This is a genomic window from Kitasatospora sp. NPDC057692 (genome assembly GCF_042799475.1).
Taxonomy (GTDB): Bacteria; Actinomycetota; Actinomycetes; order Streptomycetales; family Streptomycetaceae; genus Kitasatospora.
Genome location: NZ_JBHVIV010000052.1, coordinates 30,360 through 53,723, shown reverse-complemented (window position 1 = coordinate 53,723; position 23,364 = coordinate 30,360). Strand labels below are relative to the sequence as shown.

Below are 23,364 nucleotides of genomic sequence, written 5' to 3'. Positions count from 1 at the left end.
GTCCCGTGGCCGGCGGCCGTGCTCGGAGGCCGGTCAGAGGCGCATCGCCTGCGGGGTCTCCCGGCGGTTCAGGTCGGGGCCCTCGTACTCGCGGATGATCTCGTAGCGGGTGTTGCGCTCCACCGGGCGGAAGCCGGCGTCCCGGATCAGACCGAGCAGGTCATCGCGGCCCAGCTTGTTCGGGGTGCCGAAGTTGTCCGCGTCGTGGGTGATCTTGTACTCGACCACCGAGCCGTCCATGTCGTCCGCGCCGTGGCTGAGCGCCAGCTGGGCGGTGGTGACGCCGTGCATCACCCAGAAGACCTTGACGTGCGGGACGTTGTCGAACAGCAGCCGGGAGACCGCGAAGGTCTTCAGCGCCTCGGCGCCGGTGGCCATCTCGGTGCGCGCCATCAGCTTGTTGCGCACCACGCCGTCCTTGGAGTCGTGGAAGTCGTGCTGGTAGCGCAGCGGGATGAAGACCTGGAAGCCGCCGGTCTCGTCCTGCAGCTCGCGCAGCCGCAGCACGTGGTCCACCCGGTGGCGGGGCTCCTCGATGTGGCCGTACAGCATGGTGGCCGGCGTCTTGAGGCCCTTGCTGTGGGCGAGCCGGTGGATCCGCGACCAGTCCTCCCAGTGGGTGTCGTGGTCGACGATGTGCTGGCGGACCTCCCAGTCGAAGATCTCCGCGCCGCCGCCGGTCAGCGACTCCAGGCCGGCGTCGATCAGCTCGTCGAGGATCTCGTCGGCGGGCAGGCCGCTGATCCGCTCGAACCAGTGGATCTCGGTGGCGGTGAAGGCCTTGAGCGAGACGTTCGGCAGCGCCGCCTTCAGCTCCCGCAGCGAGCGCGGGTAGTAGCGCCACGGCAGGGTGGGGTGCAGGCCGTTGACGATGTGCAGCTCGGTGAGGGAGTCGACCTCCATCGCCTTGGCGAGCCGGACGGCCTCCTCGATGCGCATCGTGTAGGCGTCCTTCTCGCCCGGCTTGCGCTGGAACGAGCAGTACGCGCAGGACGCGTTGCACACATTGGTCATGTTGAGGTGGCGGTTGACGTTGAAGTGGACGACGTCGCCGTTCTTCCGCGTCCGCACGTGGTGGGCGAGGCCCCCCAGCCAGGCCAGGTCGTCGCTCTCGTAGAGCGCGATCCCGTCCTCCCGGGTCAGCCGCTCACCCGCGTAGACCTTCGCCTCCAGCTCGCGCTTGAGCCCTGCGTCCATGCGGTGCCCCGCCTCCTCCGACTTCGAATCCTTGCCGGAACGAGCGTACGCCCCCGCCTGGGGCGGTTCGCGGGCAGCCGCCCCCGGGCGGGTCAGCCGGCGAGCAGTTCCGCCAGCAGCGCCGGCTCGATGTTGCCGCCGCTCACCACGGCCGCCACGGCCCGCCCACCGAGTTCGGCGGCCCGGTGGAAGTACGCGGCCGGGGCGACCGCGCCGGAGGGCTCGGCCACCAGCCGCCCGCGCCGGGCCAGCAGGGCCACCGTGGCGCGGATCTCGTCCTCGGTGACGGTGACGATGTCGTCCACGTAGGCGGTGAGGTGCTCGAACGGCAGCACGCCCACCGAGGGGGTGCGCAGGCCGTCGGCGATCGTCCGGTAGGTGTCGGCGACCGGCCAGGTGATCCGCTCGCCGGCCAGCAGGCTGGCCCGGGCGTCGGCGGCCAGCTCGGGTTCGACGCCGACCACCCGGACGCCCGGCCGGGTCAGCTTGAGCGCGGCCGCCGTGCCGCCGATCAGCCCGCCGCCGCTGACCGGGACGAGCACGGTGTCCAGCTCCGCCGGGGCGTCCTCGGCGATCTCCAGGCCGACCGTGCCCTGGCCCGCGATGATGAACGGGTCGTCGTACGGCGGCACCCAGACGTAGTCGTGCCGCTCGGCCAGCTCGGCGGGCACGGTGTCCCGCTCCTCCGGCGCGACCAGCAGCACCTCGGCGCCGAAGGACCGGGTGGCGTCGACCTTGACCGCCGGGGAGGTGTCCGGCATCACGATCACGGCCTTGATCCCGAGCAGCCCCGCGGCGTACGCCACCGCCTGCGCGTGGTTGCCGCTGGACTGGGCGACCACGCCGCGGGCGCGCTCCTCGCCGCTCAGCGCGGCGAGCCGGTTGTACGCCCCGCGGGCCTTGAACGCGCCGGTCGGCTGGAGGTTCTCCGGCTTGAGCCAGAGCCGGCGCCCGCCGTCCGCCGCCCAGGGGGCGGGGACCAGCGGGGTGCGCACCGCGACGCCCGCGATCCGCTCCCGGGCCGCGTGCAGTTCCTCCAGACCGACCAGTGCCATGCCGCCACTCCCCCGTGCTCCACTCGCGGCGTCGCCGGTGTGCGTCGCCCGTCGCGTCAGTCGGCCTCGGCGAGCGGCAGCTCGCTGACCCGGCTCTCCCACTTCGTGGAGAGTACGACGGTCGTCCGGGTGCGAGCCACACCCTTCGTGCCCGAGATCCGCTTCACCACCGACTCCAGGCCCTCGACGTCCGGCACCCGGACCTTGAGCATGTACGAGTCGTCACCGGCGATGAACCAGCAGTCCTCGACCTCGCCGAGGTCCTTCAGCCGGAACGCGACGTCCTCGTGGTCGGCCGCGTCGGTCAGCTGGAGACCGATCAGGGCCGTGACCCCGAAACCGAGCGAGGCCGGGTTGACCGTCGCCCGGTAGCCGGTGATCACACCGGCCTGCTCCAGCCGGTTGATGCGGTCCGTGACGCTCGGGCCGGAGAGGCCGACCAGGCGGCCCAACTCGGCGTAGGAGGCGCGGCCGTTCTCCCGCAGCGCCTGGATGAGCTGTCTGTCCACCGTGTCCATATACCGTCCGCGTCCTTCCGAACCTCACCAGACCCACAGATCATTATCCGGATTCAAAGGCGCCGTGCTCGGACCAACCCGGATATCGCAGAGAACATACTCTCCCGTCCTGCGGTATCTCACTCCCCCTCAGGCCGACCGTTCGGCCGCGCGCGCCGCCGCGCCCAACTCACCCTCCCAGCGGCGGTACAGCGTGTGCGGCACGCCGACCGCGTCCAGCACCCGTCCGGCGACGAATCCGACCAGCTCGCCGACGGTGGAGCCGCCCGCGTAGAACCCGGGCGAGGCGGGGAGCACGACCGCGCCCTGCGCGTCCAGCTCCACCAAGTGCTTCAACGTCACCCCGTTGAGTGGTGTCTCGCGGACGCAGACGACCAGCGGACGCCGCTCCTTGAGGGTGACGCTCGCCACCCGCTGGAGCAGGTCCTTGCTGAGTCCGAGCGCGATCCCGGCCACCGCTCCGGTGGTCGCCGGTACCACCAGCATCCCCTTGGCGGGGTACGAGCCGCTGGACGGGCCCGCCGCGAAGTCCCCCGCCGGCCAGTACCGGACGTCCTCCAGCCCGTCCGCGGACCCGTCCGCCGCGGCGCCCGTCGACCCGTTCGCCGCCCCGTTCGCCGACCCGTTCGCGGCGAACCCCAGCCAGGCGGCCAGGTCGGTGCGCCAGTGCGCGTCCCGGAAGGCGATGCCGGTCTCGTCGAGGATCGTCAGCCGGGCCGCGCGGCTGACCACCAGGTCGACCGGCTCGCCCGCGGCGAGGAGGGCGCGGATCACCGCGGCGGCGTACGGGGTGCCGGACGCGCCGGAGACCCCCACGACCCAGGGACGGCGGACGGGCTGTTCAGGCTTTTCCATAGTGGTTACTTTCTATCCCCACTCCGCCCCTCACTCCGCCCCGGCCCGCCCTGGGAGGATGGGCGGCATGGCCACCCTCGTCGATCTCACCCACCAGGTGACCACCGCGATGCCGGTCTACCCCGGCGATCCGGCCGTCCTCCTGGAGCCCGCCCTCACCACCGCCACCGCGGGGGTGAACGTGCTCGCCCTGCACCTCGGCTCGCAGTCCGGCACCCACGTGGACGCGCCGTACCACGTCGACGTCACCTGGCCGACGCTGGACGGCCTGCCGCTGGAGCGGTTCACCGGCTCGGCGGTCGTCGCCGACCTGCGCGGACTCGAGCCACGCGCCGCGATCACCGCCGAGCAGCTCGCCCCCGCGCTGGAGCGGGCCGGCGAGGGCACCGTCCTGCTGATCGCCACCGGCTGGACCCGGCACTGGGGCACCGACGCGTACCTCGCCCACCCGAGCCTGACCGTGCGGGCCGCCGAGGCGATCGTCGCCGCCGGGGTGCGCACGGTCGGGGTGGACGCGCTCAGCGTCGACCCGACGCCCGACCCCGGCCCGGGCGATCCGGCGGTCGCCGCGCTGCTCGCCGACCTCACCGACGAGCACGACCGGCCGGCCGCCGAGGAGCCGACGCTGGCGGCCCACCGGGTGCTGCTCGGGGCGCCGGGCGGCGGGGTGATCGCGGAGAACCTGACCGATCTGCGGCCGCTGCTGGCGGCGCAGGAGGCCGGCCGGCCGGTCGAGGTGTCGCTCTTCCCGCTGCGGCTGGTGGCCGCGGACGGGGCCCCGGTGCGGGCGGTCGCCCGGCTGGGGTGAGCCGCCGGGGCGACCCCCTTGCCACACCGGTCACTTGGTCTAGACCATCATCGGCGGGCGGCGGTACGCTGTCCGGCCATGGCAGAGATCATCGGAGTCGTCGAGCAGCTCTGGCGCTACCCCGTGAAGTCCACCGGCGGCGAGCGGCTCGACTCCGTCGAGGTGGACGACCGCGGGCTCGCGGGCGATCGCCTCTACGCCGTGCGCGACGGCGGCGGCAAGCTCGGCTCCGGCAAGAACACCCGCCGGTTCCGGCGGATGGACGGCCTGCTCCGCCTCTCCGCCCGGCTCGGCCACCGGCTCGACGGCCCCGAGCTGTTCGACCCGCTCGGCCGGCCGGTCATCGACCCGACCGCGTTCCTCCGCGCCTACCTGCAGCGCGACGACGTCGAGCTCGCCCGCGAGGACGCCGTCTCGCACTTCGACCAGCTGCCGGTCAGCGTGCTCACCACCGCCACCCTGGACTGGGTCGCCGAGGCCGCGCCGTCCGCCGTGGTGGACGTCCGCCGGTTCCGTCCGAACGTCCTGCTGCGCACCCCGCCGGGCACCCCGCCGTTCGTCGAGGACGACTGGTTCGGCCGCCAGGCGCAGGGCTCCGCGCGCTCCGGCGCCCGGCTCTCCTTCGTCCGCTCCAGCGAGCGCTGCGCGATGACCACCGCCGCCCAGCCCGGACTGCCGCACGCCCCGGAGATCCTCAAGGCCCTCGCGCAGTTCCACGACTCGCGCCTGGACGCCCTCGCCGAGGTCGCCGCCCCCGGCCGGCTCGCGGTCGGGGACACCCTGGCGCTGGTCTGACACTCCTCCAGGGCCACCGTCAATTCCACTTGCCACTTCACTACTTGACTGACCCACGCCTATCCTGTCTTACTGTCTTAAGACAGGAGAACAACTGGTGATCGAGTTCGTGCTCGACGGCCGCTCACGCGTGGCCACGTACATGCAGCTGGTCCTGCAGGTGAAGCAGGCGCTGCGGGTCGGACTGGCGCAACCGGGGGACCGGCTGCCCAAGGTGCGGGACGTGGCCCAGGCCCTGGCGATCAACCCCAACACCGTGCTCAAGGCCTACCGGGAACTGGAGTTGGAAGGGCTCGCCGAGGGCCGGCCCGGGGTGGGGACCTTCCTGGTCCGCACCCTGGCCGGGCCATCCCTGGCCCACCAGGCCGAACTGCGCGAGGAGCTGGTGGCCTGGCTGGGAAGGGCGCAGGCCGCCGGACTCGCCCGCGAGGACATCGCCGCGCTCGTCGACACCACCCTGCGGGCCACGCCCGACCGGCCGCCCGCCAACGGGACCTGACCGGTCCAACAGCCATCTGGGGGAAACACATGACGGAAGTCGCTCTGCACACGGAGGGGTTGGGGAAGCGCTACGGGCGCTCCTGGGCCCTCCGGGACTGCTCGCTGGAACTGCCCGCCGGACGGATCGCCGCCCTGGTCGGCCCCAACGGCGCCGGCAAGTCCACCCTGCTCCACCTCGCCGTCGGCCTGCTCCAGCCCGACACCGGGTGGGCCCGCGTCTTCGGACGCGATCCGCGCCACGACCGCGCCGCCCTGGCCGACATCGGCTTCGTCGCCCAGGACACCCCGCTCTACCCCGACTTCACCGCCGCCGAGCTGATCACCATGGGCGGACGGCTCAACCGTCAGGGCTGGGACGCCGCCATCGCCCGCGACCGGCTGGGCCGGCTCGGCATCCCGGCCGACAAGCCCGTCGGCAGGCTCTCCGGCGGACAGCGCGCCCAGGTCGCCCTCGCGCTGGCGCTCGCCAAGCGGCCCCGGCTGCTGCTGCTCGACGAGCCGGTGGCGGCACTGGACCCGCTCGCCCGGCACGAGTTCATGCAGGCCCTGATGGGCGCCGTCGGCGAGTACGGCACCACCGTCCTGCTCTCCTCCCACCTGCTCGCCGACCTCGAACGGGTCTGCGACCACCTGGTGCTGCTGCACACCTCCCGCGTCCACCTCGCCGCCCCGGTGGAGGAGTTGCTCGCCGGGCACCGCCGGCTGATCGGCCCCCGGCTCCCCGACGGCGCCGCCGTCCCCGGCGTGGCCTCGGTGATCCGGGCCAGCCACACCGAACGACAGTCCACCCTGCTGGTGCGCACCGACGGCCCGGTGGACGAGAGCCGCTGGGCCGTGCACGAGGTCACCTTGGAGGACCTCGTGCTCGCCCACCTCGGCGCCGAATCCCCGGCGGAGGTGACGGCGTGATCTGGCTGACCTGGCGCCAGCATCGCAGGCAGGCCCTGTGGACGACCGTGGCACTCGTCGTGCTCGCCGCCGTCATGGTGCCCACCGGACTGGCCATGCGCTCGTCCTTCGAGGACTCCGGCCTCGGCGACTGCCTGCGCGCGCTCGGCCACGCCGAACTCGTCGACGGCGGCGGCTGCGAGGCGCTGAGCCAGCGCTTCAAGAGCAAGTACGAATCGACCGCCTACCTGGCCATCCTCCTCGTCCTGCTGCCGGTCCTGGCCGGGATCTTCCTCGGCGCCCCGCTGGTCGCCCGGGAGGTCGAGAACGGCACCCACCGGCTGGTCTGGACCCAGGGCATCAGCCGCCGGCACTGGATCCTCACCAAGTTCGGCCTGGTCGGCGCGGTCGCGCTGGTGCTGTCCGTCGGCTACGCGCTCGGCGCCGCCTGGTGGCTCGGGCCGCTCGCCGCCAACGGCCTCGGCCGCTTCCGCGTCCTGGTCTTCGACGTCCAGGGCATCGTGCCGATCGGCTACACGCTGTTCGCGGTCGCGCTCGGTATCCTGGCCGGCACGCTCAGCCGCCGGGTGATGCCCGCGATGGGCATCTCGCTCGCCGCGTTCATCGCGGTCCGGGCCGTCGTCGAACTCATCGCCCGCCCCGCCTTCCTGCCGGCCAAGACGCTCGCCTACGCGGTTGAGGGTACGGAGATGGCCAACCGCTTCGCCGGCTCCTGGGTCTACCAGGAGGGCGTCCGCAACGGCACCGGCGCCATCGTCATCCCCGACGCCCGGATCAGCTGCGGCGGCGCCGAGCGCGTCGCCCAGTGCCTGGCCGGCATCGACCGGGACGGCTACGGCCCCGGCCCGTACAGCAACTGGCAGGAGTACCAGCCGGCCGACCGCTTCTGGACCTTCCAGACCATCGAGACCGGGATCTTCCTCGCCCTGACCGCCCTGCTGATCACCCTCGCCATCCGCCGGGTCCGCCGCATCTCCTGAGGCCCGGGCCGGTGTCCCCGAACGCTCAGTGGCGGGCCGGGAGGAGGCAGATCGGGTGGCCGGCCGGGTCGGCGTAGATGCGCCAGCGGCCGGCGTCGTGGAGGAGGGTGGCGCCGAGGGCGAGGACGGCGGGCTCGGCGGTGGCCAGGTCGGGGACGTGGACGTCGAGGTGGACCTGCTGGGGGCTCGCAGGGTCGCCCCAGCGGGGCGGGCGGTGGTCGGCGACCCGCTGGAAGCAGAGCACCAGGCCTGCGGGGGTGTGCAGGGTGGACCAGTCGGGGTGCAGCGACCAGCGCGGGTCCGGCCGGTCCACCTCGCCGCCGAGCAGCCCGGCGTAGAACCGGGCCAGCACGGCCGGCTCCGGGCAGTCCAGGACGACGCACTCCAACTGGCCGATCATCGGGGCTCCTTCGGGGGATGGTGCGGCCCGGAGAGCGCCGCCTCGATCTGGTGGCGGGTCGCGCGGGCGATCCGGGGGTGGGTGGCGGCGTAGTGGGTGTACGCGTTGAGGCCGGTGGTGAGGGCCCAGCCTCGGCCGCGCAGCCAGGCGGCGTCGTCGACGCCGAGGACCGCGCGGAAGGCGGCCCGGGCGGGGGCGTCCAGCAGGGTCCAGGCGACGACCAGGTCGCAGGCCGGATCGCCGACGCCGAGACCGCCGAAGTCGATGACGGCGGTGAGCCGCCCGTCGACGGCGAGCAGGTTCCCGGTGTGCAGGTCGCCGTGGAACCAGACCGGTGGACCGCGGTGGACGGGGGCGCGCACCGCGGCGTCCCAGAGCGCGGTGAGCGCGCGGGCGTCGAACGCGCCCCCGGCCGCCGCGATCTGCGCCCGGGTTCCGGCGTCACGACCGGCCAGCGGGGCGCCCAGGTGGTCGTTGTGCGCCCCCGGAGCGAGGCCGGGGACCGTCGGAAGCGCCCGGAGCGCGGCCAGGAACCCGGCGAGGCGGACCGCGTCGGCGGGCAGGTCGGCGAGCCCGGCGGGGCCGGCGGGCGTCCCGCCGGGCAGCCAGCGGGCGACCGACCAGTGCCACGGGTAGCCGTGCGCGGGCTCGCCGACGGCCAGCGGCGCCGGCACCGCCAGCGGCAGGTGCGGCGCGAGCCGGGGCAGCAGGCGCGCCTCCTTCTCCGCCTGCCCGGCCGCCCATGCCCCGCGCGGCAGCCGGACGGCCAGTTCGTCCCCGAGCCGGTGGATCACATGGTCCGAGCCCCCGGGCTCCACCCGCCGCAAGGGCAGCCCGGCCCACTGCGGGAACTGCTCCACGAGCAGCCGCCGTACCAGCGCGGTGTCGATCACCAGGGACTCCGAGGTCACACCCGACAGTCCAGCGCGCCGGCGCCCCGCTGTCGAAGGGTTTTCAGCCCAGCGGGAAGTCGGCGCGCCGGACCCAGCGCGCACCGTCGAAGACCAGCAGCCGGACGGCCCCGGCCCGGGCGGCGAGCGGCAGGTGCGGCGCGAGGCCGGCCCCGACGAGCCCTGGCTCGTCGCGGTAGGCCACCGGCAGGTGCGGGACGACCTCCTCGAATCCGTCCGCCGTAGGGCGGGTGCTCCGGCCAGCGGGCGGCGACGGCGGCCGTGAGCGCGCTCACCCGTGCGGCGCCCTCGGCCGCCAGGGCGAGGTAGTGGACGCCGGGAAAGTCCCCGCAGTGGGTGAGCACGAGGTCGAACGCGCGCTGGGCGGCGAGGATCTCGCCGATCTCCCCGAGCACCTCCGCGTCCAGCCGGCCGGCAGGAACGGGTACAGCACCGTGACGTGCGCGGGAACACCGAGCCGCGCCGACGGGTCGTACCGCTCGCGCCAGGGCCCGACGACGGCCTCCGCCTCCGGCACCGGGAGGATCAGTGCGCTCTCGCCCGCCGCTGTCATACGGGCATTCTCCACACTGGACGGCGGCCGCCGCAGGACAGGACCATGGACGGATGACCACAGCAGACGGCATCCGGCTGGAGCGGCTGGCGGACGGGCACGCGGCGGCGGTGCTGGCGTTCGAGCGGGAGAACCGGGAGTGGTTCGCGCGGTCGGTGCCGGACCGGGGGGACGCGTACTTCACCGCGGCCGGGTTCGCGGCGCGGCACCGGGAGCTGCTCGCCGAACAGGACGGCGGCACCTGCCACTTCCACGTCGTGCTGGACTCCGGCGGGCGGATCGCCGGGCGGGTCAACCTGGTGGACGCGGCGGGCGGGAGCGCCGAACTCGGCTACCGGGTCGGCGAGTCGGCCGCCGGGCGGGGCGTGGCGCGGGCCGCGGTCCGGCTGGTGTGCGAACTGGCCGCCACCGCCTACGGGCTGAACGAGCTGACCGCCGTGACCACGGTCGACAACGCGGCCTCCCGGGCGGTGCTCGCCCGTACCGGGTTCACCGAGGTGGGCGGCGCGGTCGTCGGCGGGCGCCCGGGCCTGGCGTTTCGGCGCGGGCTCGGCGCACCGGGTTCGGAGCCCGCCCGCGCCGGGCAGTAAGCCCCGCATGACGATCCCTCACCGCTTGGTCGGCACCGGCGCCCACAAGGTCCTGGTGCTGCACGACTGGTTCGGCACCAGCGCGGGCTGGGGCCCGTTCCCGGACTACCTGGACGGCTCCGCCTTCACCTACGCCTTCCTCGACTACCGGGGCTACGGCGAGCGCAAGGACGTGGCCGGCGCCTACACGCTGGCCGAGATCGCGGACGACGCGCTCGCCCTGGCCGACCAGCTCGGCTGGCAGGACTTCTCGCTGGTCGGGCACTCGATGGGCGGCAAGGCCGTCCAGCAGGTGCTCGCCCTGGCGCCGCACCGGGTGCGGAGGCTGGCCGGGCTGGCGCCCGTCCCGGCGGGCCCGTACCCGATGGACGCGGACGGCGAGGCGCTGTTCTACGGCGCGGCCGAGGACCGGGCGAAGCGGTTCGAGATCCTGGACCGGGTGACCGGTCGGCGGGCCGGCCGGGTCTGGCTCGACCGGATGGTGGACCGCTCGCTGGAGCTGTCCACCCGCGAGGCCTTCGGCGGCTACGTGCGGGACTGGGCCACCGCCGACCTGGTGGACCGGATCGCCGGGAACCCCGTGCCGGTGCGGGTCTTCGTGGGCGAGCACGACCTCCTGCTGACCGCCGACGCGATGCGCGCCACCTTCCTCGCCCACTACCCCAACGCCGAGGTGGAGCAGTTGCCCGCCTCCGGCCACTACCCGATGCACGAGACGCCGGTCGCCCTGGCCGCCGCCCTGGAGGCCTTCCTGCACGGGTAGCCGCGGTCCGGGCCGCTGCCGCCGGGCCGTCACCGCCGGACGGCCGCGCGGCGGTAGCGGCCCGGCGGCAGGCCGAACTCCCGCTTGAAGGCGTGCGCGAAGGCGAACTCGGAGCCGTACCCCACCTGCCGGGCGATGGAGTTCAGCGGCTCGTCGGTGCCGTCCAGCCGGCGGGCCGCCGTCGTCAGCCGCCACCAGGTCAGATAGCCCAGCGGCGGGCGGCCGACCAGCGCGGCGAAGCGCCGGGCGAAGGCCGCCCGGGAGAGTCCGGCCTCGCCGGCGAGCGTCTCCACCGTCCAATTCCGCTCCGGTGAGCGGTGGATGGCGTCCAGGGCGCGGCTGACGGCGGGGTCGGCGAGGGCGGCCGCCCAGCCTCCGGTCCGGCCGTCGGCCAGCGGCGCCCGTTCGTCGGCCCAGGCGCGCAGGACGAGGAGCAGCAGCAGGTCCAGCAGTGCGGTGACGGCGGCGTCCGAGCCGGGCCGGGGAGCGGCCAGCTCGCTGTCCAGCAGGCCCATGGCGGCGCGCAGTTCGGGGTGGCGGTCCGGGCGGGCGGGCAGGTGCAGGACGTCCGGCAGGTCGCGCAGCAGCGGGTGGGCGCGGGACGGGTCGAGCTGGTAGGCGCCGCAGAGGGTGACGGTGGTGGGCTCCTCCGGGCCGCCAGGGCCGTCCGCCCCTCCCACGGCGCCGGTCTGCCGCCGCGGGGTGCTGTGCGGGTCGCAGGCCGGCTCGGCGAGCGGGGTCGACGGGTGGTCGGCGAGGCCGTGGCCCTGCCCGCGGGACAGCAGCAGCACGTCGCCCGCGTCGAGCCGGACCGGCTCCGCGTCGTCGCGCAGCAGCCAGCAGGAGCCCCGCAGGACCACCTGGAAGCCCGCCCCGGGCGCCCCGGGGAAGCGCTGCCCCCACGCCCCGTGCCACTCCACCCGCGCCGACCGCGGCTCACCGGTCCGCATGACGGCGACCACGTCGCTGAGCACGTCCATACGGCCGACCGTACCGCGCGGGCGGTCGGCGGCCGCCCCGGTGCGAGACGATCGCGCATGAACCGGAGAGCGGAGCGCATGGGCCGTCCAGCGCGGGGCTCCTAGGTTCGAGGCATGGCAGAACCGCTGAACGCACGAATCCCCGACACCGCGTGGAGCGCCGTCCGGAAGGTCCTGGTCGTCGGCGCCACCGGGACGGTCGGCCGGCACGTCACCGCCCAGCTGCTGGAGCGCGGGACGGCCGTCCGGGCGCTGAGCCGCGACCCCGGGCGGGCGGCGGGCCGACTGCCGCCGGCGGCGGAGGTCGTCACCGGCGACCTCACCGACCCGGCGTCCCTGGCGGCCGCCGCGCGGGGTGTGGACGCGGTGTTCCTGGTCTGGCCGTTCGCCGCGGCGGACGGCGCCGGGGCGGCGGTGGCGGCGCTGACCGCGCAGGGCGCCCGGATGGTGTTCCTGTCCTCCGCCGCCGTCCGGGACGTCCCCGGGCGCGGGCCGGTGTCGCCCGGGCGCCCGGATGCCGAGCTGGAGGCGGCGATCGCCGGGAGCGGCGCCCCGCACACCTTCCTCCGCCCGCACGGGTTCATGGCGAACGCGCTGCGCTGGGCGGCCGAGAGCCGCGCGTCGGGCACCGTCCGGGGCTTCGGCGGCGGGGCCGGGACGACGCCGGTCGACGAGCGGGACATCGCCGCCGTCGCGGTGCGCGCGCTCACCGGGCCCGGCCACGACGGGGCCCGGCACCACCTCACCGGCCCGGCCTCGCCGACCCGGGCGGAGCAGGTGCGGATCATCGGCGAGGCGATCGGCCGACCGGTCCGCTGGGAGGAGCTGCCGCGCCCGGAAGCCCTCCGCCGGATGCTGGCGAGCGGCTGGCCGCCACCGGTCGCCGAGGGCGCGCTCGACCTCCTCGCGGCCCGGATCGACGCCCCGGAGCCGGTGTCCGACACCGTCCCGGCGGTCACCGGCCGTCCGGCGCGGACGCTGCGGGAGTGGGCGGCCGAGCACGCCGAGCACTTCCGCTGAGCCCGCCGGGGTGGTGGGCCCGCCCCTCCGGCCTACCCGAGCGCCCGGATCCGCTCCCGCACCGCGGGCGAGGCCTTCGCCCAGGTGCCGCTGTCGAAGGGCGGCCGGGGGTCGTACTCCGCGTGCAGCTGGATCGCCCGGGCGGTGGTCTCGTCGCTGAGCAGGGCGGCGAGGTGGAGCGCCATGTCGATGCCGGCGGAGATGCCGGCCGCGGTCACGATCCGGCCCCGGCGCACCACCCGCTCGGGGGTGTACTCGGCACCGAACGCGGCCAGTTCACCGGCCGCCGCCCAGTGCGTGGTGGCGGCGAGGCCGTCGAGCAGCCCGGCGGCCCCGAGCAGCAGCGCACCGGTGCACACGGAGGCGGTGAACCGGGTGGCCGCGTGGGTGCGGCGCAGCCAGTCGAGGAACGCCTCGTCCGCCATCAGCGGCCGGGTGCCGTGCCCGCCCGGGACGAGCAGCACGTCGCACTCGCCGACGTCCGCGTACCGGGCGGCCACGTCCAGCCGCATCCCCCCGAGGCTGTCGGCCACCGAGCCCTTCTCCCCCGCCGCCACGAACCGCACGGTGGCCCCCGGCAGATAGCCGAGCACCTGGTACGGCCCGATCGCGTCGAGCGGTTCGAAGTCGTCGAAGAGCACGATGGCGATGTCCATGTCCCGCAGCGTAGGCGCGAGTTGGCCACCCGTCCCGCCCCCGGTCAGCCGATTCACGAGAACGAGTGGTCTGCACCACCGACCTTTACCGCAGCGCATCCAACTCCGCGCCGATGGCGGTGCGGAGGGGGTCGTGGGCGGGGGTGACGGCGTGGGCGGGGTCGGTCCAGTGGGTGCGGGGGTAGAGCCAGACGGGGAGGCGGACGAGGTCGGCGGGCTCCCAGTCGTAGCGGGGCCAGACGTGGGCGTGCAGCATCGGGTCGGTGTTGCCGAGGATCTCCAGGTTGACCCGGCGGAAGGCCGGGTCGGCCGCCCGGCAGGCCCGCTCGACGGCCTCGCCGAGGCGGTCGAGGTCCTCCAGGTAGGCGAGCCGGCGGGCCCGGGGCAGGTCGGAGAGCCGCTGCACCCCCGGCTGATCGGTGAGCAGGATCGCGTACCCGGGCAGGAACTGCACGTCCCCGATCACCGCGAAGCCGGCGTCCAGGCGGCGGAGGACGGTGGGGTTCTCGCCGCGCAGGGCGCTGCCGATGCGGTCGGACTTCCAGTCGTCGGTCTCGTCGGTCATGCGCCGATGCTAGTGACGAATGATCATCGGACGGTCGGATCCGACCGGCTCGGCCGCCCGCGGAACGCGGAACGCCCGGCCGGGAGAGCCCGGCCGGGCGCGTGGATCCGTCGCGGGTCAGAACTGGGTGGTGACCGTGACGCCGCTGAAGTCGGTGGCGGCGTAGAGGCCCAGGTAGCGGTAGCCCGCCGTGGGGTTGGTGACGGTGATGGACTGGGTGGTGCCGGCGGCCGCCGAGGCGGCGGTGTAGGCCTTCGGCGAGGCCCAGGTGCCGGCGTTGTAGTACAGGTACGCGGTGCCGGTGCCGCCGAGGGTGCTGACCTTCAGCGTGGTGGTCCCGGCCGGCAGGTAGACGTACAGGTAGTCGGTGTTGCCCGCGGTCGCGGCGCGGCCGGGCCGGGCGCAGTTGCGGCCCATCGCGTCGGCGCGCTGCTCGGTGCAGGTCGGCAGGCCGAGGGCGGTCGTGGTGACCGAGCCCTGCGTGGTGCCGATCCGGCCGGTGTCGTCGGTCGTGGTCAGCGCGACGGTGTACTGGCCGGGCACGCCGTAGGTGTGGCTCGGGCTGCGCTCGTCCGAGTAGGTGCCGTCGCCGAAGTCCCAGCGGTAGCCGGTGATCCGGCCCGGGCCGGTCTGCACGGAGCGCTCGTTCAGGCTGACGGTCGCGCCGTTCACCGTGCTGTCGAACAGCGAGGTCGGGCCGGTCGCGAGGCAGGCACCGGCGACGCAGGCGTCGAGCCAGGCGTCGAAGTCGGCGTCGTAGGAGGTGCCGAGGTTGTTGTAGACCGCGTAGCCGCCGGTGTAGTCGGCGACGCGGAAGCGCTCCAGCATGGCCTGGACGTCGGCCGGGTGCTTCTCCAGCATGTACCGGACGGACAGGTAGCCCCACGGGTAGATGCGGGTCGAGTCCGAGTTGGCGTAGGTGTTCTGGAAGAGCGTGCTGAGCTTGTAGGTGTGCTTGGCCGCCTGGTTCATCGCGTCGACGTCGGTGGCGCCGCGGTGGGTGTACGAGACGTACTCGGCGAGGCCCTCGACCCACCACTTGTTGGGGACGGACGACTGGGTGTCGTAGTTGCCCTTCAGGTTGTAGATGCCGTCGAGGTAGTGGGTGTACTCGTGGTTGAGGTTCCACACCCGGGCGGGGTCGTTGACGTTCCAGGCCTTCTGGTACATCACGGTCACGGCCCGACTGTTCGGGTCGGTCGCGTCCATGACGGTCTGGCCGCCGTTGTCGGTGCTGTTGCCGTAGATCGCCCACGAGTAAGTGGTGTAGTCGGCCTTGTTGGCGAAGATCCCGAAGGTGACGGTCTTGGCGTACTGGTTCGGGATGGCCCCGTTGTCCTTGGACACGCTGTGGAAGAGCGCGTCCTGCTTGCGCAGGCTCTCGCAGACGGTGGCCAGCTCGGCGGCCGACAGGGACTGGGCCTGGAGGATGCGGTTGTCGCAGACCAGCTGGTTCGGCAGGATCACCGAGACGAGCTTGTCGCGCAGGTCGCAGATGCCGTAGTACGAGCACTGGCCGTAGTCGAAGTACTCGGCCTGGCGGGCCGTGTACAGGTACAGCGTCCCGAAGGGCGAGAGCAGCGGGGCGGAGTCCAGGACCTTCTTGACCAGGGGCTTGGCCACGGCCTCGGCGGCGGGGCCGGATCCGGCGAACTTGGCCAGGTCGTTGCCCGCGTTGGTGTCGAGGACGGCGTGGGGCCCGCTGAGCAGGTCCCGGTGGTTGATCGCGAAGTCGGCGAGCGAGTTGATCAGGGCCGGGTCGGCCGCGAGCGCCCGGACGAAGTCCGCGTTCCGGTAGCCGAACCAGAGCGGGTAGTACAGCACCGAGTTGACCGCGCTGCGCATCTGCGGGAACTGGTTGTAGGTGTTGTCGTACTCGTCGAGGATCCGCTTGTAGGCGCCCATGTAGCGGGCCTGGAGGTTGGCGCTGTCGGTGAGCCACACCACCTCCTTGAGGATGCGGCCGTTGTCCTCGGTGACGTCGCGCCAGCGGGTGCCCGCGAAGAGCGTGTCCAGGGCGGACGTGACGCCGGCGGCGAGCTCGCCGGTGTACGGTCCGGCCCCGGTGGGGAAGTTGAACTGGATGTAGTAGCCCACCTGCAGGTACTTCACCAGCTGTGCGATGCCGGTCGTGTTGTCGCCGGCGTAGGTCGCCGCCGCGTCCTTGAGCGCGGCCGCGACGGACAGCATCCGGGCCTGGTTGAAGATGCCCGGGTCGGCGCCGGCGCTCTGGTACAGCGAGTTGACGCACTCCGGGGTCGAGCTCTTGATGAAGGCGACCAGGTCGGCCCCGGTGCGGGCCGCGAAGTCGGCCGGGGTGCAGCTCTGCACGGCGAGGGACTTGAACTGGGCGGGGGCGCTCGCCTCGGCCGGCTCCTCCAGCAGGCGCGTCGCGCCGATCAGCGCCGGGGACTGCGGGGCGGCGGGCTCGGCGGGGTCCTCGGACCCCGTCGTCGTGGTCGGGGCCGTCGGGGCGGCGGGGCCGACCGGACCGGCCGGGGCGACGGGGGCCGGCCCGGCGGTGACGACGGGCGGCGCCGCGAAGGCCTGGGTCGGCAGCACGGCGGTGGCCGTGGCGCAACAGGCGACGACGCCTGCCGCGAGCATGGAGAGTCTGGTGCGCAGGAGCACGCCGAATCCTTCGTCGAGTGGGGGCAGCCCGACGTGGGGTCAGGCTGAAGGAAGGAGATTTGGCGTGGATCCTGTCACCGACCGATGATCAGAACAATGTCACAGTTCATATGTCATATGGATTCAGGCCACCCCGCCACCCCCTCCACCGCCACCGCGACCGGCCCGGGACGGCCGCGGCCGGGGCGGCCTGACGTGCGCGGACGGGCCGGCCGCCACCCCGCGGGCCGCGCGGGCCGCGGGCGGCCGGGCGGTCGCACGGACTGGCCGATCTGCGCCCCCGCCCGCCCCGCCCCGCCTGTGACCCGGCTCACATTCACGGTCCGATGAGTTTCCGTCCGGCCGCCGGTCCTACGGGCATGACGAACACGCTGACGGCGCAGACCGCCCCCGCCACCGCCACCCGCCCGCTGCTGACCGCCGGGGCGGTCGGCGGGCCGCTCTTCCTCGCCGTCGGCGTCGTCGGCGGACTGACCCGGGAGGGCTTCGACTTCACCCGCAACGCGCTCAGCCAGCTCAGCCTCGGCGAGCTCGGGTGGATCCAGCAGACCGCGTTCCTGCTGACCGGCGCGCTGCTGGTCGCGGGCGCCGTCGGGGTGCGGCGGGCGCTGCCGGGGAGCGTCTGGGCGCCGCGGCTGATCGGGGTGTTCGGGGCGTCCTTCGTCCTGGACGGCTTCTTCGCCGCCGACCCCGGCGCGGGCTTCCCGACGGGGGCGCCCGAGGGGCGGGTGACGGAGCTGAGCGGGCACGGCCTGGTGCACCTGGCCGGCGGGACGGTCGGTTTCCTCGCCCTGTGCGCGGCCTTCCTCGTCCTCGCCCGGCACCTGGACCGGCCCTGGGCCCTGGCCTCGCGCGTCGTCGCGGCCGTCGTGCTCCTCGGCTTCGCCGCCTCGGGCGCCACCGTGTCGGCGTTCACCCTCGCCGCCGCGCTCGGCCTCGGCTGGCTGAGCGCTGTCGCGGTCAAGCTCCATGGGTGAAGATCATCATCAGCAGACCGTCCGGAACCCGAGGAGTGCCACCCCATGAGCGAGACCCCCGCCGTCAAGGGCCCCGCCAGCTACTTCCCGTCCATCGAGCAGAAGTACGGGCAGCCGATCGCGCACTGGAAGGAGCTGATCCGCTCCTCCCCGCTGACGAAGCACATGGAGCTGGTCGCCTGGCTCAAGGCCGAGCACGGGCTCGGCCACGGGCACGCGAACGCCCTCGTCAAGCACACGCTCGACGAGGGCGGGAAGTAGGGCCCCGGGGGGCGCGGCCTCAGACGCCGAGGCCGCGCACCACCAGGTCCACGAGTGCGAAGAAGAACAGCGAGATCCCGACGAAGCCGTTCGTCTGGAAGAACGCCCGGTTGAGCCGCGACAGGTCGTTCGGCTTGACGATGGTGTGCTCGTAGACGAAGGCTCCGGCCACCACCAGCAGGCCGATCCAGAACGCGACGCCCGCGTCGGTGAGCACCGCGTACCAGCCGAGCAGCAGCGTGGTGACGACGTGGCAGGCGCGGGCGCCGCGGATCGCGGCCGGGACGCCGAACCGCGCCGGCACCGATCGCACGCCGCCCGCCCGGTCGGACGCCACGTCCTGGCAGGCGTAGATCAGGTCGAAGCCGCCGATCCAGATGCCGACCGCCGCGCCCAGCACGACCGCGTCCCAGGACCACGTGCCGGTGACGGCCAGCCAGGCGCCCACCGGGCCCATCGCCTGGGCCAGGCCCAGGATCGCCTGCGGGAAGTCGGTGAACCGCTTGCCGTACGGGTAGACGACCATCGGCACCACGGCGACCGGCGCGAGCGCCAGGCAGAGCGGGTTGAGCAGCGCCGCGGCGCCCAGGAAGACCACCAGGGCGACCGCCGAGCCGACGTACGCGGTCTTCAGCGACACCGCGCCGGTGACCAGTTCACGCCTGGCCGTACGGGGGTTGCGGGCGTCGATCTCCCGGTCGATGATCCGGTTGGCGGCCATGGCGAAGGTCCGCAGGCCCACCATGCACACGGTGACGATGAACAGCTCGCCCCAGTGCACCCGTCCATCGGCCAGGAACATCGCGGTCAGCGCCGCGATGTAGGCGAACGGCAGGGCGAAGACCGAGTGCTCGATCATCACCAGCCGCAGGAAGGCCTTGACCTTGCCGGGCGGGACCTCGGGGAGCGCGGCGGCGGTGCTCACAGCCCGTACTCCTTCCAGCGCCGGTCCACCAGGGCCGCGGTCGCCGGGTCGGACCCGACCATCTCGGGCCAGCCGCCGTCGCGGGTGTAGCCCTCCTCGGGCAGCTTGCGGGTCGCGTCGATGCCCGCCTTGCCGCCCCAGAACTGCTGGTAGGAGGCGTGGTCGAGGTGGTCGACCGGGCCCTCCACCACGGTGAGGTCGCGGCTGTAGTCGACGTTGCCGAAGGCCCGCCAGGCGACCTCCTGGTAGTCGTGGACGTCGCAGTCGGAGTCCACCACGATGATCAGCTTGGTCAGCGACATCATGTGCGCGCCCCAGATGGCGTGCATGGTCTTCTGGGCGTGCTTCGGGTACTTCTTGTCGATCGAGACGATCACGCAGTTGTGGAAGCCGCCGGCCTCGGGCAGGTCGTAGTCGACGATGTCCGGGATGATGATCTTCAGCAGCGGCAGGAAGAAGCGCTCGGTGAACTTGCCCAGCGGACCGTCCTCCGTCGGCGGGCGGCCGACCACGATGGACTGCAGGATCGGCCGGCGGCGCATCGTCACGCAGTCGATCGTCAGCGCCGGGAAGGGCTCCTGCGGCGTGTAGAAGCCGGTGTGGTCGCCGAACGGCCCCTCGGGCAGCAGCTCGCCCGGCTCCAGCCAGCCCTCCAGGACCACCTCGGCATCGGCCGGGACCTGCAGCGGGACCGTCTTGCAGTCCACCATCCGCACCCGCTCGCCCGCGACGAAGCCGGCGAACAGGTACTCGTCGATGTCGCCCGGCAGCGGCGCGGTGGCCGCGTAGGTGACGGCCGGCGGGCAGCCGAAGGCGATCGCGACCGGCAGCTTCTCGCCCCGCTTGGCGGCGACCGCGGCGTGGTTGCGGCTGTCCTTGTGGATCTGCCAGTGCATGCCGATGGTGCGGCGGTCGTGCCGCTGCAGCCGGTACAGGCCGAGGTTGCGGATGCCGGTGTCCGGGTCCTTGGTGTGGGTCAGGCCCAGGTTGAAGAAGGAGCCGCCGTCCATCGGCCAGGTGAACAGCGCCGGCAGCTCGTCCAGGTTGACGTCGTCACCGGTGAGCACCACCTCCTGCACCGGGGCGTCCCCGGCCTTCACGTGCTTCGGCGGCACGTGGGCCATCGAGGCGAGCTTGCCGAAGGCGTCCCGGAAGCCGGTGAAGCCCTGCGGCAGCTCCGGCTTCAGCAGGCCGGAGATCTTGTCCCCGATCTCCTCCGGGCCCTTGAGGCCGAGCGCCTTGGCGAGCCGGCGCTCGGTGCCGAAGACGTTCATCGCCAGCGGCATCGTGGAGCCCTTGACGTTCTCGAACAGCAGCGCCGGGCCCTTGGCCTTCTGCACGCGGTCGACGATCTCGCCGATCTCCAGATAGGGGTCCACCTCCGCCTTGATGCGCTTGAGGTCGCCTTCGCGGTCGAGGGCCCGCAGGAACGAGCGGAGATCGTCGTATGCCATGCCAGCCAGTATCCGCCACCCGATAGCCTGACCTGTGTCAAGGGCCCCCTTGAAGCGGCTGAGGCGGCGCACCGCCGCCGGACGCCGCGCCGAGGGGCCCGACCGCCACCGACGCCGCCCGGGGGAGAACGCCGCCGTGCTGAGGATCCTGACCTTCGTGCTCCCGCTCGCCCTGTGGGTGTGGGCCTTCATCGACTGCCTGACCACCCCCGAGGAGGAGGTGAAGCACCTCCCCAAGGTGGTCTGGGTGATCATCGTGCTGCTCTTCCCGCTCGTCGGCTCGATCGCCTGGCTGGCGGCCGGCAAGCGGCGCGGGGTGCGCACCGCCCCGGCCGGCGGCCGGGGCGCGGCCGGCCCGGCGTACGACCGCCGCCGCGACGGCCGTCCGCTCGCCCCGGACGACGACCCCGAGTTCCTCGCCTCGTTGAAGAAGCACGACAACGGGCACGAGGACATGCTCAAGCAGTGGGAGGCGGATTTGCGCCGCCGCGAGAACGAGCTGCGCGGCAAGGACGACCCTGACGAGGGACGGCGGGCCTGACCCCCGCATCGCTCGGACAGCCCACCCGGCATCCACCGGGTGGGCTGCGGTGTTTTTGGCGCATCCCTACGACTGGGAGGGCGGCGCCGGCTCCTCGGCACCGTCTTCACCACCGCACCAAGCGCCACTTGAGCGCCCCTTGAGGCACACCTGGCAGTCTTCATCGAGACAGCCCTGACCTGCGCGTTTCCTCATGTTCAGCTCACCCGGAGGTCATCCGGGCGACAGCTCGGGGTAATCGAACAGCTACCGGACGCACGGGCCGAAACGCTTCGGTTTCTGTGCAGGCCTGACATCTAAACGGACGCGACCTTGTACGGAATCGACGCCGAAACCAGCGTGCGGCCCCTCGTACAGTCATAAGTGAAGAAGTGATTCGCAGCCGGGGGCATCGCAGACGTTGGCTGTCGGACAGTTCCCTCACCTTTGGAGTGGTTCGAGATGACGGTTGTGCACCAGGCGCCGGTCGACGACGCCCCCGACGTCCCCGCGGACGTGCGGGGCAGGGTCGCGGAACTGCACGAACTGCGCGAGCAGGTCCGGCGCGGCCCGAGCGAGAAGGCCACCGAGGCCCAGCACGCCAAGGGCAAGCTCACCGCGCGCGAGCGCATCGACCTGCTGCTCGACGAGGGCTCGTTCCACGAGGTCGAGCCGCTGCGCCGGCACCGCGCCACCGGCTTCGGCCTGGAGGCGAAGAAGCCGCACACCGACGGCGTCGTCGTCGGCTGGGGCACCGTGCACGGCCGGACGGTCTTCACCTACGCCCACGACTTCCGGATCTTCGGCGGCGCGCTCGGCGAGGCCCACGCCCAGAAGATCCACAAGATCATGGACATGGCCATCGCGGCCGGTGCCCCGCTGGTCTCCCTCAACGACGGCGCCGGCGCCCGCATCCAGGAGGGCGTCACCGCCCTGGCCGGCTACGGCGGCATCTTCCAGCGCAACACCAGGGCCTCCGGCGTCATCCCGCAGATCTCCGTGATGCTCGGCCCCTGCGCCGGCGGCGCGGCCTACTCGCCGGCCCTGACCGACTTCGTCTTCATGGTCCGCGAGACCTCGCAGATGTTCATCACCGGCCCGGACGTCGTCCAGGCCGTCACCGGCGAGAAGATCAGCCAGAACGGGCTCGGCGGCGCCGACGTGCACGCTGGGGTCTCCGGCGTCTCGCACTTCGTCTACGACGACGAGCAGTCCTGCATCGAGGAGGTCCGCTACCTCCTGTCGCTGCTGCCGCAGAACAACCGCGAGATGCCCCCGGCGGCCGTCAACGACGACCCGGTGGACCGCCGCAACGAGTCGCTGCTGGACTTGGTGCCGGCCGACGGCAACCGGCCGTACGACATGCGCAAGGTGATCGAGGAGATCGTCGACCACGGCGAGTACCTGGAGGTCCACGAGCGCTGGGCCACCAACGTGCTCTGCGTGCTCGCCCGGATCGACGGCCACGTCACCGGCATCATCGCCAACCAGCCGCAGTCCCTGGCCGGCGTCCTGGACATCAACGCCAGCGAGAAGGCCGCGCGCTTCGTCCAGATGTGCGACGCCTTCAACATCCCGCTGGTCACCATGCTCGACGTCCCCGGCTTCCTGCCCGGTGTCGACCAGGAGCACGACGGCATCATCCGGCACGGCGCGAAGCTCCTCTACGCCTACTGCAACGCGACCGTGCCGCGGATCCAGCTGATCCTGCGCAAGGCCTACGGCGGTGCCTACATCGTCATGGACTCGCGCTCGATCGGCGCCGACCTCTCCTTCGCCTGGCCGACCAACGAGATCGCCGTCATGGGCGCCGAGGGCGCCGCCAACGTCATCTTCCGCCGGGACATCAACGCCGCCGACGACCCGGACGCGATGCGCAACCAGAAGATCAAGGAATACAAGAGCGAGCTGATGCACCCGTACTACGCGGCCGAGCGCGGCCTCGTAGACGACGTCATCGACCCCGCCGAGACCCGTCAGGTCCTGGCGTCCTCGCTGGCCATGCTGCGCACCAAGCACGCGGACCTGCCGAGCCGCAAGCACGGCAACCCCCCGATGTAGCAGCGCCGCCCGGCCGGGCACCGCACCGCCGGGCACGCCGACGACGACCGACCACCACCATCCGCCGGGAGAGAACCGGACCATGACCGCTTCCGCCGAACCACTCGTCCGCATCGTCCGCGGCTCGCTCTCCGACGAGGAGCTCGCCGCCCTGACCGCCGTGCTGATGGCCCGCGCCGCGGCCGCCCAGCAGGCGGCGGCCGCCGCCTCGCCGGTCGAGCCGATCGCCAACTGGCAGCGCCTGGAGCGCCGCCCGGCGTACTACTCGCCGGTCAGCTGGCAGTGGGCCGCCTGACGGCTCGACCGAGGACCCGGACAGGACGTCCGACCGCCGGCCGGCCACCCGCACACCGGGGTGGCCGGCCGGCGGCGTTCCTCCCCCGGCGGTCGGCCGCGCGACGGGCGCGCACCGGCGCCCGGAGCGGCTCGAAAGGATCGCTACCGCGCGGTACGGAGGCCGCCGCCCGGCCCGCCGCCGT

The 23,364-nt window shown here is 73.3% G+C and carries 26 protein-coding genes; 13 read left to right on the top strand and 13 right to left on the bottom strand.

The genetic code is table 11. The features are described 5' to 3' along the window. Window positions 1-33 precede the first annotated feature (33 nt). The 4 genes from mqnE to ACFVFS_RS26345 all read right to left on the bottom strand — a co-directional run bounded on the left by mqnE (window position 34) and on the right by ACFVFS_RS26345 (window position 3,625). On the bottom strand, window positions 34-1,197 hold the full coding sequence (gene mqnE / locus ACFVFS_RS26360; protein ID WP_380627174.1) for an aminofutalosine synthase MqnE: 1,164 nt from the start codon (window positions 1,195-1,197) through the stop codon (window positions 34-36). A 92-nt stretch (window positions 1,198-1,289) separates the two neighbouring features. Beyond that, window positions 1,290-2,252: a threonine/serine dehydratase gene (locus tag ACFVFS_RS26355; RefSeq protein ID WP_380627173.1), complete on the bottom strand. Its 963-nt coding sequence runs from the start codon at window positions 2,250-2,252 to the stop codon at window positions 1,290-1,292. Window positions 2,253-2,308: 56 nt separating this feature from the next. After that, window positions 2,309-2,770 carry an Lrp/AsnC family transcriptional regulator gene (locus ACFVFS_RS26350; protein WP_380627172.1) on the bottom strand — a complete coding sequence of 154 codons (462 nt, stop codon included), beginning with the start codon at window positions 2,768-2,770 and terminating at the stop codon, window positions 2,309-2,311. A 129-nt stretch (window positions 2,771-2,899) separates the two neighbouring features. Then, entirely contained in the window at window positions 2,900-3,625 is a 726-nt protein-coding gene (locus ACFVFS_RS26345) for a UbiX family flavin prenyltransferase (protein WP_380627171.1), read from the bottom strand. Between the two features lie 67 nt (window positions 3,626-3,692). Between ACFVFS_RS26345 and ACFVFS_RS26340 the strand changes: the two genes are divergently transcribed. From ACFVFS_RS26340 to ACFVFS_RS26320, 5 genes are all read left to right on the top strand, one after another. Continuing rightward, window positions 3,693-4,433 carry a cyclase family protein gene (locus ACFVFS_RS26340; protein WP_380627169.1) on the top strand — a complete coding sequence of 247 codons (741 nt, stop codon included), beginning with the start codon at window positions 3,693-3,695 and terminating at the stop codon, window positions 4,431-4,433. Window positions 4,434-4,511: 78 nt separating this feature from the next. Then, entirely contained in the window at window positions 4,512-5,228 is a 717-nt protein-coding gene (locus ACFVFS_RS26335) for an MOSC domain-containing protein (protein ID WP_380627168.1), read from the top strand. A gap of 97 nt (window positions 5,229-5,325) precedes the next feature. Beyond that, a complete protein-coding gene (locus ACFVFS_RS26330; RefSeq protein WP_380627167.1) occupies window positions 5,326-5,727 on the top strand; it encodes a GntR family transcriptional regulator in 402 nt (133 codons plus the stop codon). A 29-nt stretch (window positions 5,728-5,756) separates the two neighbouring features. Continuing rightward, window positions 5,757-6,638 (top strand): ABC transporter ATP-binding protein, encoded by an 882-nt coding sequence (locus ACFVFS_RS26325; protein WP_380627166.1) that lies wholly within the window; start codon window positions 5,757-5,759, stop codon window positions 6,636-6,638. Next, entirely contained in the window at window positions 6,635-7,618 is a 984-nt protein-coding gene (locus ACFVFS_RS26320) for an ABC transporter permease (RefSeq protein ID WP_380627165.1), read from the top strand. Before ACFVFS_RS26325 ends, ACFVFS_RS26320 begins: the two co-directional genes overlap by 4 nt. A 25-nt stretch (window positions 7,619-7,643) precedes the next feature. Here ACFVFS_RS26320 and ACFVFS_RS26315 read toward each other — a convergent pair whose 3' ends face one another. Genes ACFVFS_RS26315 through ACFVFS_RS26305 form a run of 3 tightly spaced genes read right to left on the bottom strand, consistent with a single transcriptional unit; the run spans window position 7,644 to window position 9,113 of the window. Further along, the gene (locus ACFVFS_RS26315; RefSeq protein ID WP_380627164.1) at window positions 7,644-8,018 is read right to left on the bottom strand and encodes a VOC family protein; all 375 of its coding nucleotides are present in this window, start codon (window positions 8,016-8,018) and stop codon (window positions 7,644-7,646) included. Then, on the bottom strand, window positions 8,015-8,938 hold the full coding sequence (locus ACFVFS_RS26310) for an aminoglycoside phosphotransferase family protein (protein WP_380627185.1): 924 nt from the start codon (window positions 8,936-8,938) through the stop codon (window positions 8,015-8,017). The genes ACFVFS_RS26315 and ACFVFS_RS26310 overlap by 4 nt, the downstream gene beginning before the upstream one ends. Window positions 8,939-8,972: 34 nt before the next feature. After that, entirely contained in the window at window positions 8,973-9,113 is a 141-nt protein-coding gene (locus tag ACFVFS_RS26305; protein ID WP_380627163.1) for a hypothetical protein, read from the bottom strand. A gap of 422 nt (window positions 9,114-9,535) precedes the next feature. Here ACFVFS_RS26305 and ACFVFS_RS26300 point away from each other — a divergent pair, with 422 nt between their 5' ends. Further along, entirely contained in the window at window positions 9,536-10,072 is a 537-nt protein-coding gene (locus ACFVFS_RS26300) for a GNAT family N-acetyltransferase (protein ID WP_380627162.1), read from the top strand. Between the two features lie 7 nt (window positions 10,073-10,079). Further along, complete coding sequence (locus ACFVFS_RS26295) at window positions 10,080-10,835, top strand: alpha/beta fold hydrolase (protein WP_380627161.1); 756 nt, start codon at window positions 10,080-10,082, stop codon at window positions 10,833-10,835. A 29-nt stretch (window positions 10,836-10,864) separates the two neighbouring features. On the opposite strand, the gene ACFVFS_RS26290 is transcribed toward ACFVFS_RS26295, so the two are convergent. Beyond that, window positions 10,865-11,815, bottom strand: a complete 951-nt coding sequence (locus ACFVFS_RS26290) for an AraC family transcriptional regulator (protein WP_380627160.1) — start codon at window positions 11,813-11,815, stop codon at window positions 10,865-10,867. 114 nt (window positions 11,816-11,929) lie between these two features. Between ACFVFS_RS26290 and ACFVFS_RS26285 the strand changes: the two genes are divergently transcribed. Continuing rightward, window positions 11,930-12,835: an NAD(P)H-binding protein gene (locus tag ACFVFS_RS26285; protein WP_380627159.1), complete on the top strand. Its 906-nt coding sequence runs from the start codon at window positions 11,930-11,932 to the stop codon at window positions 12,833-12,835. Between the two features lie 32 nt (window positions 12,836-12,867). Here the strand turns inward: ACFVFS_RS26285 and ACFVFS_RS26280 are convergent, their stop codons facing one another. The 3 genes from ACFVFS_RS26280 to ACFVFS_RS26270 form a co-directional block, all read right to left on the bottom strand. After that, window positions 12,868-13,491 (bottom strand): DJ-1/PfpI family protein, encoded by a 624-nt coding sequence (locus ACFVFS_RS26280; protein ID WP_380627157.1) that lies wholly within the window; start codon window positions 13,489-13,491, stop codon window positions 12,868-12,870. An 85-nt stretch (window positions 13,492-13,576) separates the two neighbouring features. Next, entirely contained in the window at window positions 13,577-14,056 is a 480-nt protein-coding gene (locus ACFVFS_RS26275) for an HIT family protein (protein WP_380627156.1), read from the bottom strand. Between the two features lie 117 nt (window positions 14,057-14,173). Next, window positions 14,174-16,687 (bottom strand): collagenase, encoded by a 2,514-nt coding sequence (locus ACFVFS_RS26270; RefSeq protein WP_380627155.1) that lies wholly within the window; start codon window positions 16,685-16,687, stop codon window positions 14,174-14,176. 359 nt (window positions 16,688-17,046) lie between these two features. On the opposite strand from ACFVFS_RS26270, the gene ACFVFS_RS26265 reads away from it, so the two are divergent. Together ACFVFS_RS26265 and ACFVFS_RS26260 are read left to right on the top strand one after the other, a co-directional pair. Beyond that, complete coding sequence (locus ACFVFS_RS26265) at window positions 17,047-17,664, top strand: DUF998 domain-containing protein (protein WP_380627154.1); 618 nt, start codon at window positions 17,047-17,049, stop codon at window positions 17,662-17,664. Window positions 17,665-17,709: 45 nt separating this feature from the next. Next, window positions 17,710-17,925: a DUF4287 domain-containing protein gene (locus tag ACFVFS_RS26260; protein WP_380627153.1), complete on the top strand. Its 216-nt coding sequence runs from the start codon at window positions 17,710-17,712 to the stop codon at window positions 17,923-17,925. Window positions 17,926-17,944: 19 nt separating this feature from the next. Here ACFVFS_RS26260 and mqnP read toward each other — a convergent pair whose 3' ends face one another. Both mqnP and ACFVFS_RS26250 read right to left on the bottom strand, forming a co-directional pair. After that, a complete protein-coding gene (gene mqnP / locus ACFVFS_RS26255) occupies window positions 17,945-18,850 on the bottom strand; it encodes a menaquinone biosynthesis prenyltransferase MqnP (RefSeq protein ID WP_380627152.1) in 906 nt (301 codons plus the stop codon). Beyond that, complete coding sequence (locus ACFVFS_RS26250) at window positions 18,847-20,304, bottom strand: menaquinone biosynthesis decarboxylase (protein WP_380627151.1); 1,458 nt, start codon at window positions 20,302-20,304, stop codon at window positions 18,847-18,849. Before ACFVFS_RS26250 ends, mqnP begins: the two co-directional genes overlap by 4 nt. Before the next feature lie 136 nt (window positions 20,305-20,440). On the opposite strand from ACFVFS_RS26250, the gene ACFVFS_RS26245 reads away from it, so the two are divergent. From ACFVFS_RS26245 to ACFVFS_RS26235, 3 genes are all read left to right on the top strand, one after another. Next, window positions 20,441-20,845 (top strand): PLD nuclease N-terminal domain-containing protein, encoded by a 405-nt coding sequence (locus tag ACFVFS_RS26245; RefSeq protein WP_380627150.1) that lies wholly within the window; start codon window positions 20,441-20,443, stop codon window positions 20,843-20,845. A gap of 441 nt (window positions 20,846-21,286) precedes the next feature. After that, window positions 21,287-22,885: an acyl-CoA carboxylase subunit beta gene (locus tag ACFVFS_RS26240; RefSeq protein ID WP_380627149.1), complete on the top strand. Its 1,599-nt coding sequence runs from the start codon at window positions 21,287-21,289 to the stop codon at window positions 22,883-22,885. A gap of 82 nt (window positions 22,886-22,967) precedes the next feature. Next, window positions 22,968-23,180, top strand: coding sequence for an acyl-CoA carboxylase subunit epsilon (locus ACFVFS_RS26235; protein ID WP_350542409.1), 213 nt, complete (start codon window positions 22,968-22,970; stop codon window positions 23,178-23,180). The last annotated feature ends 184 nt before the right edge of the window (window positions 23,181-23,364 follow it).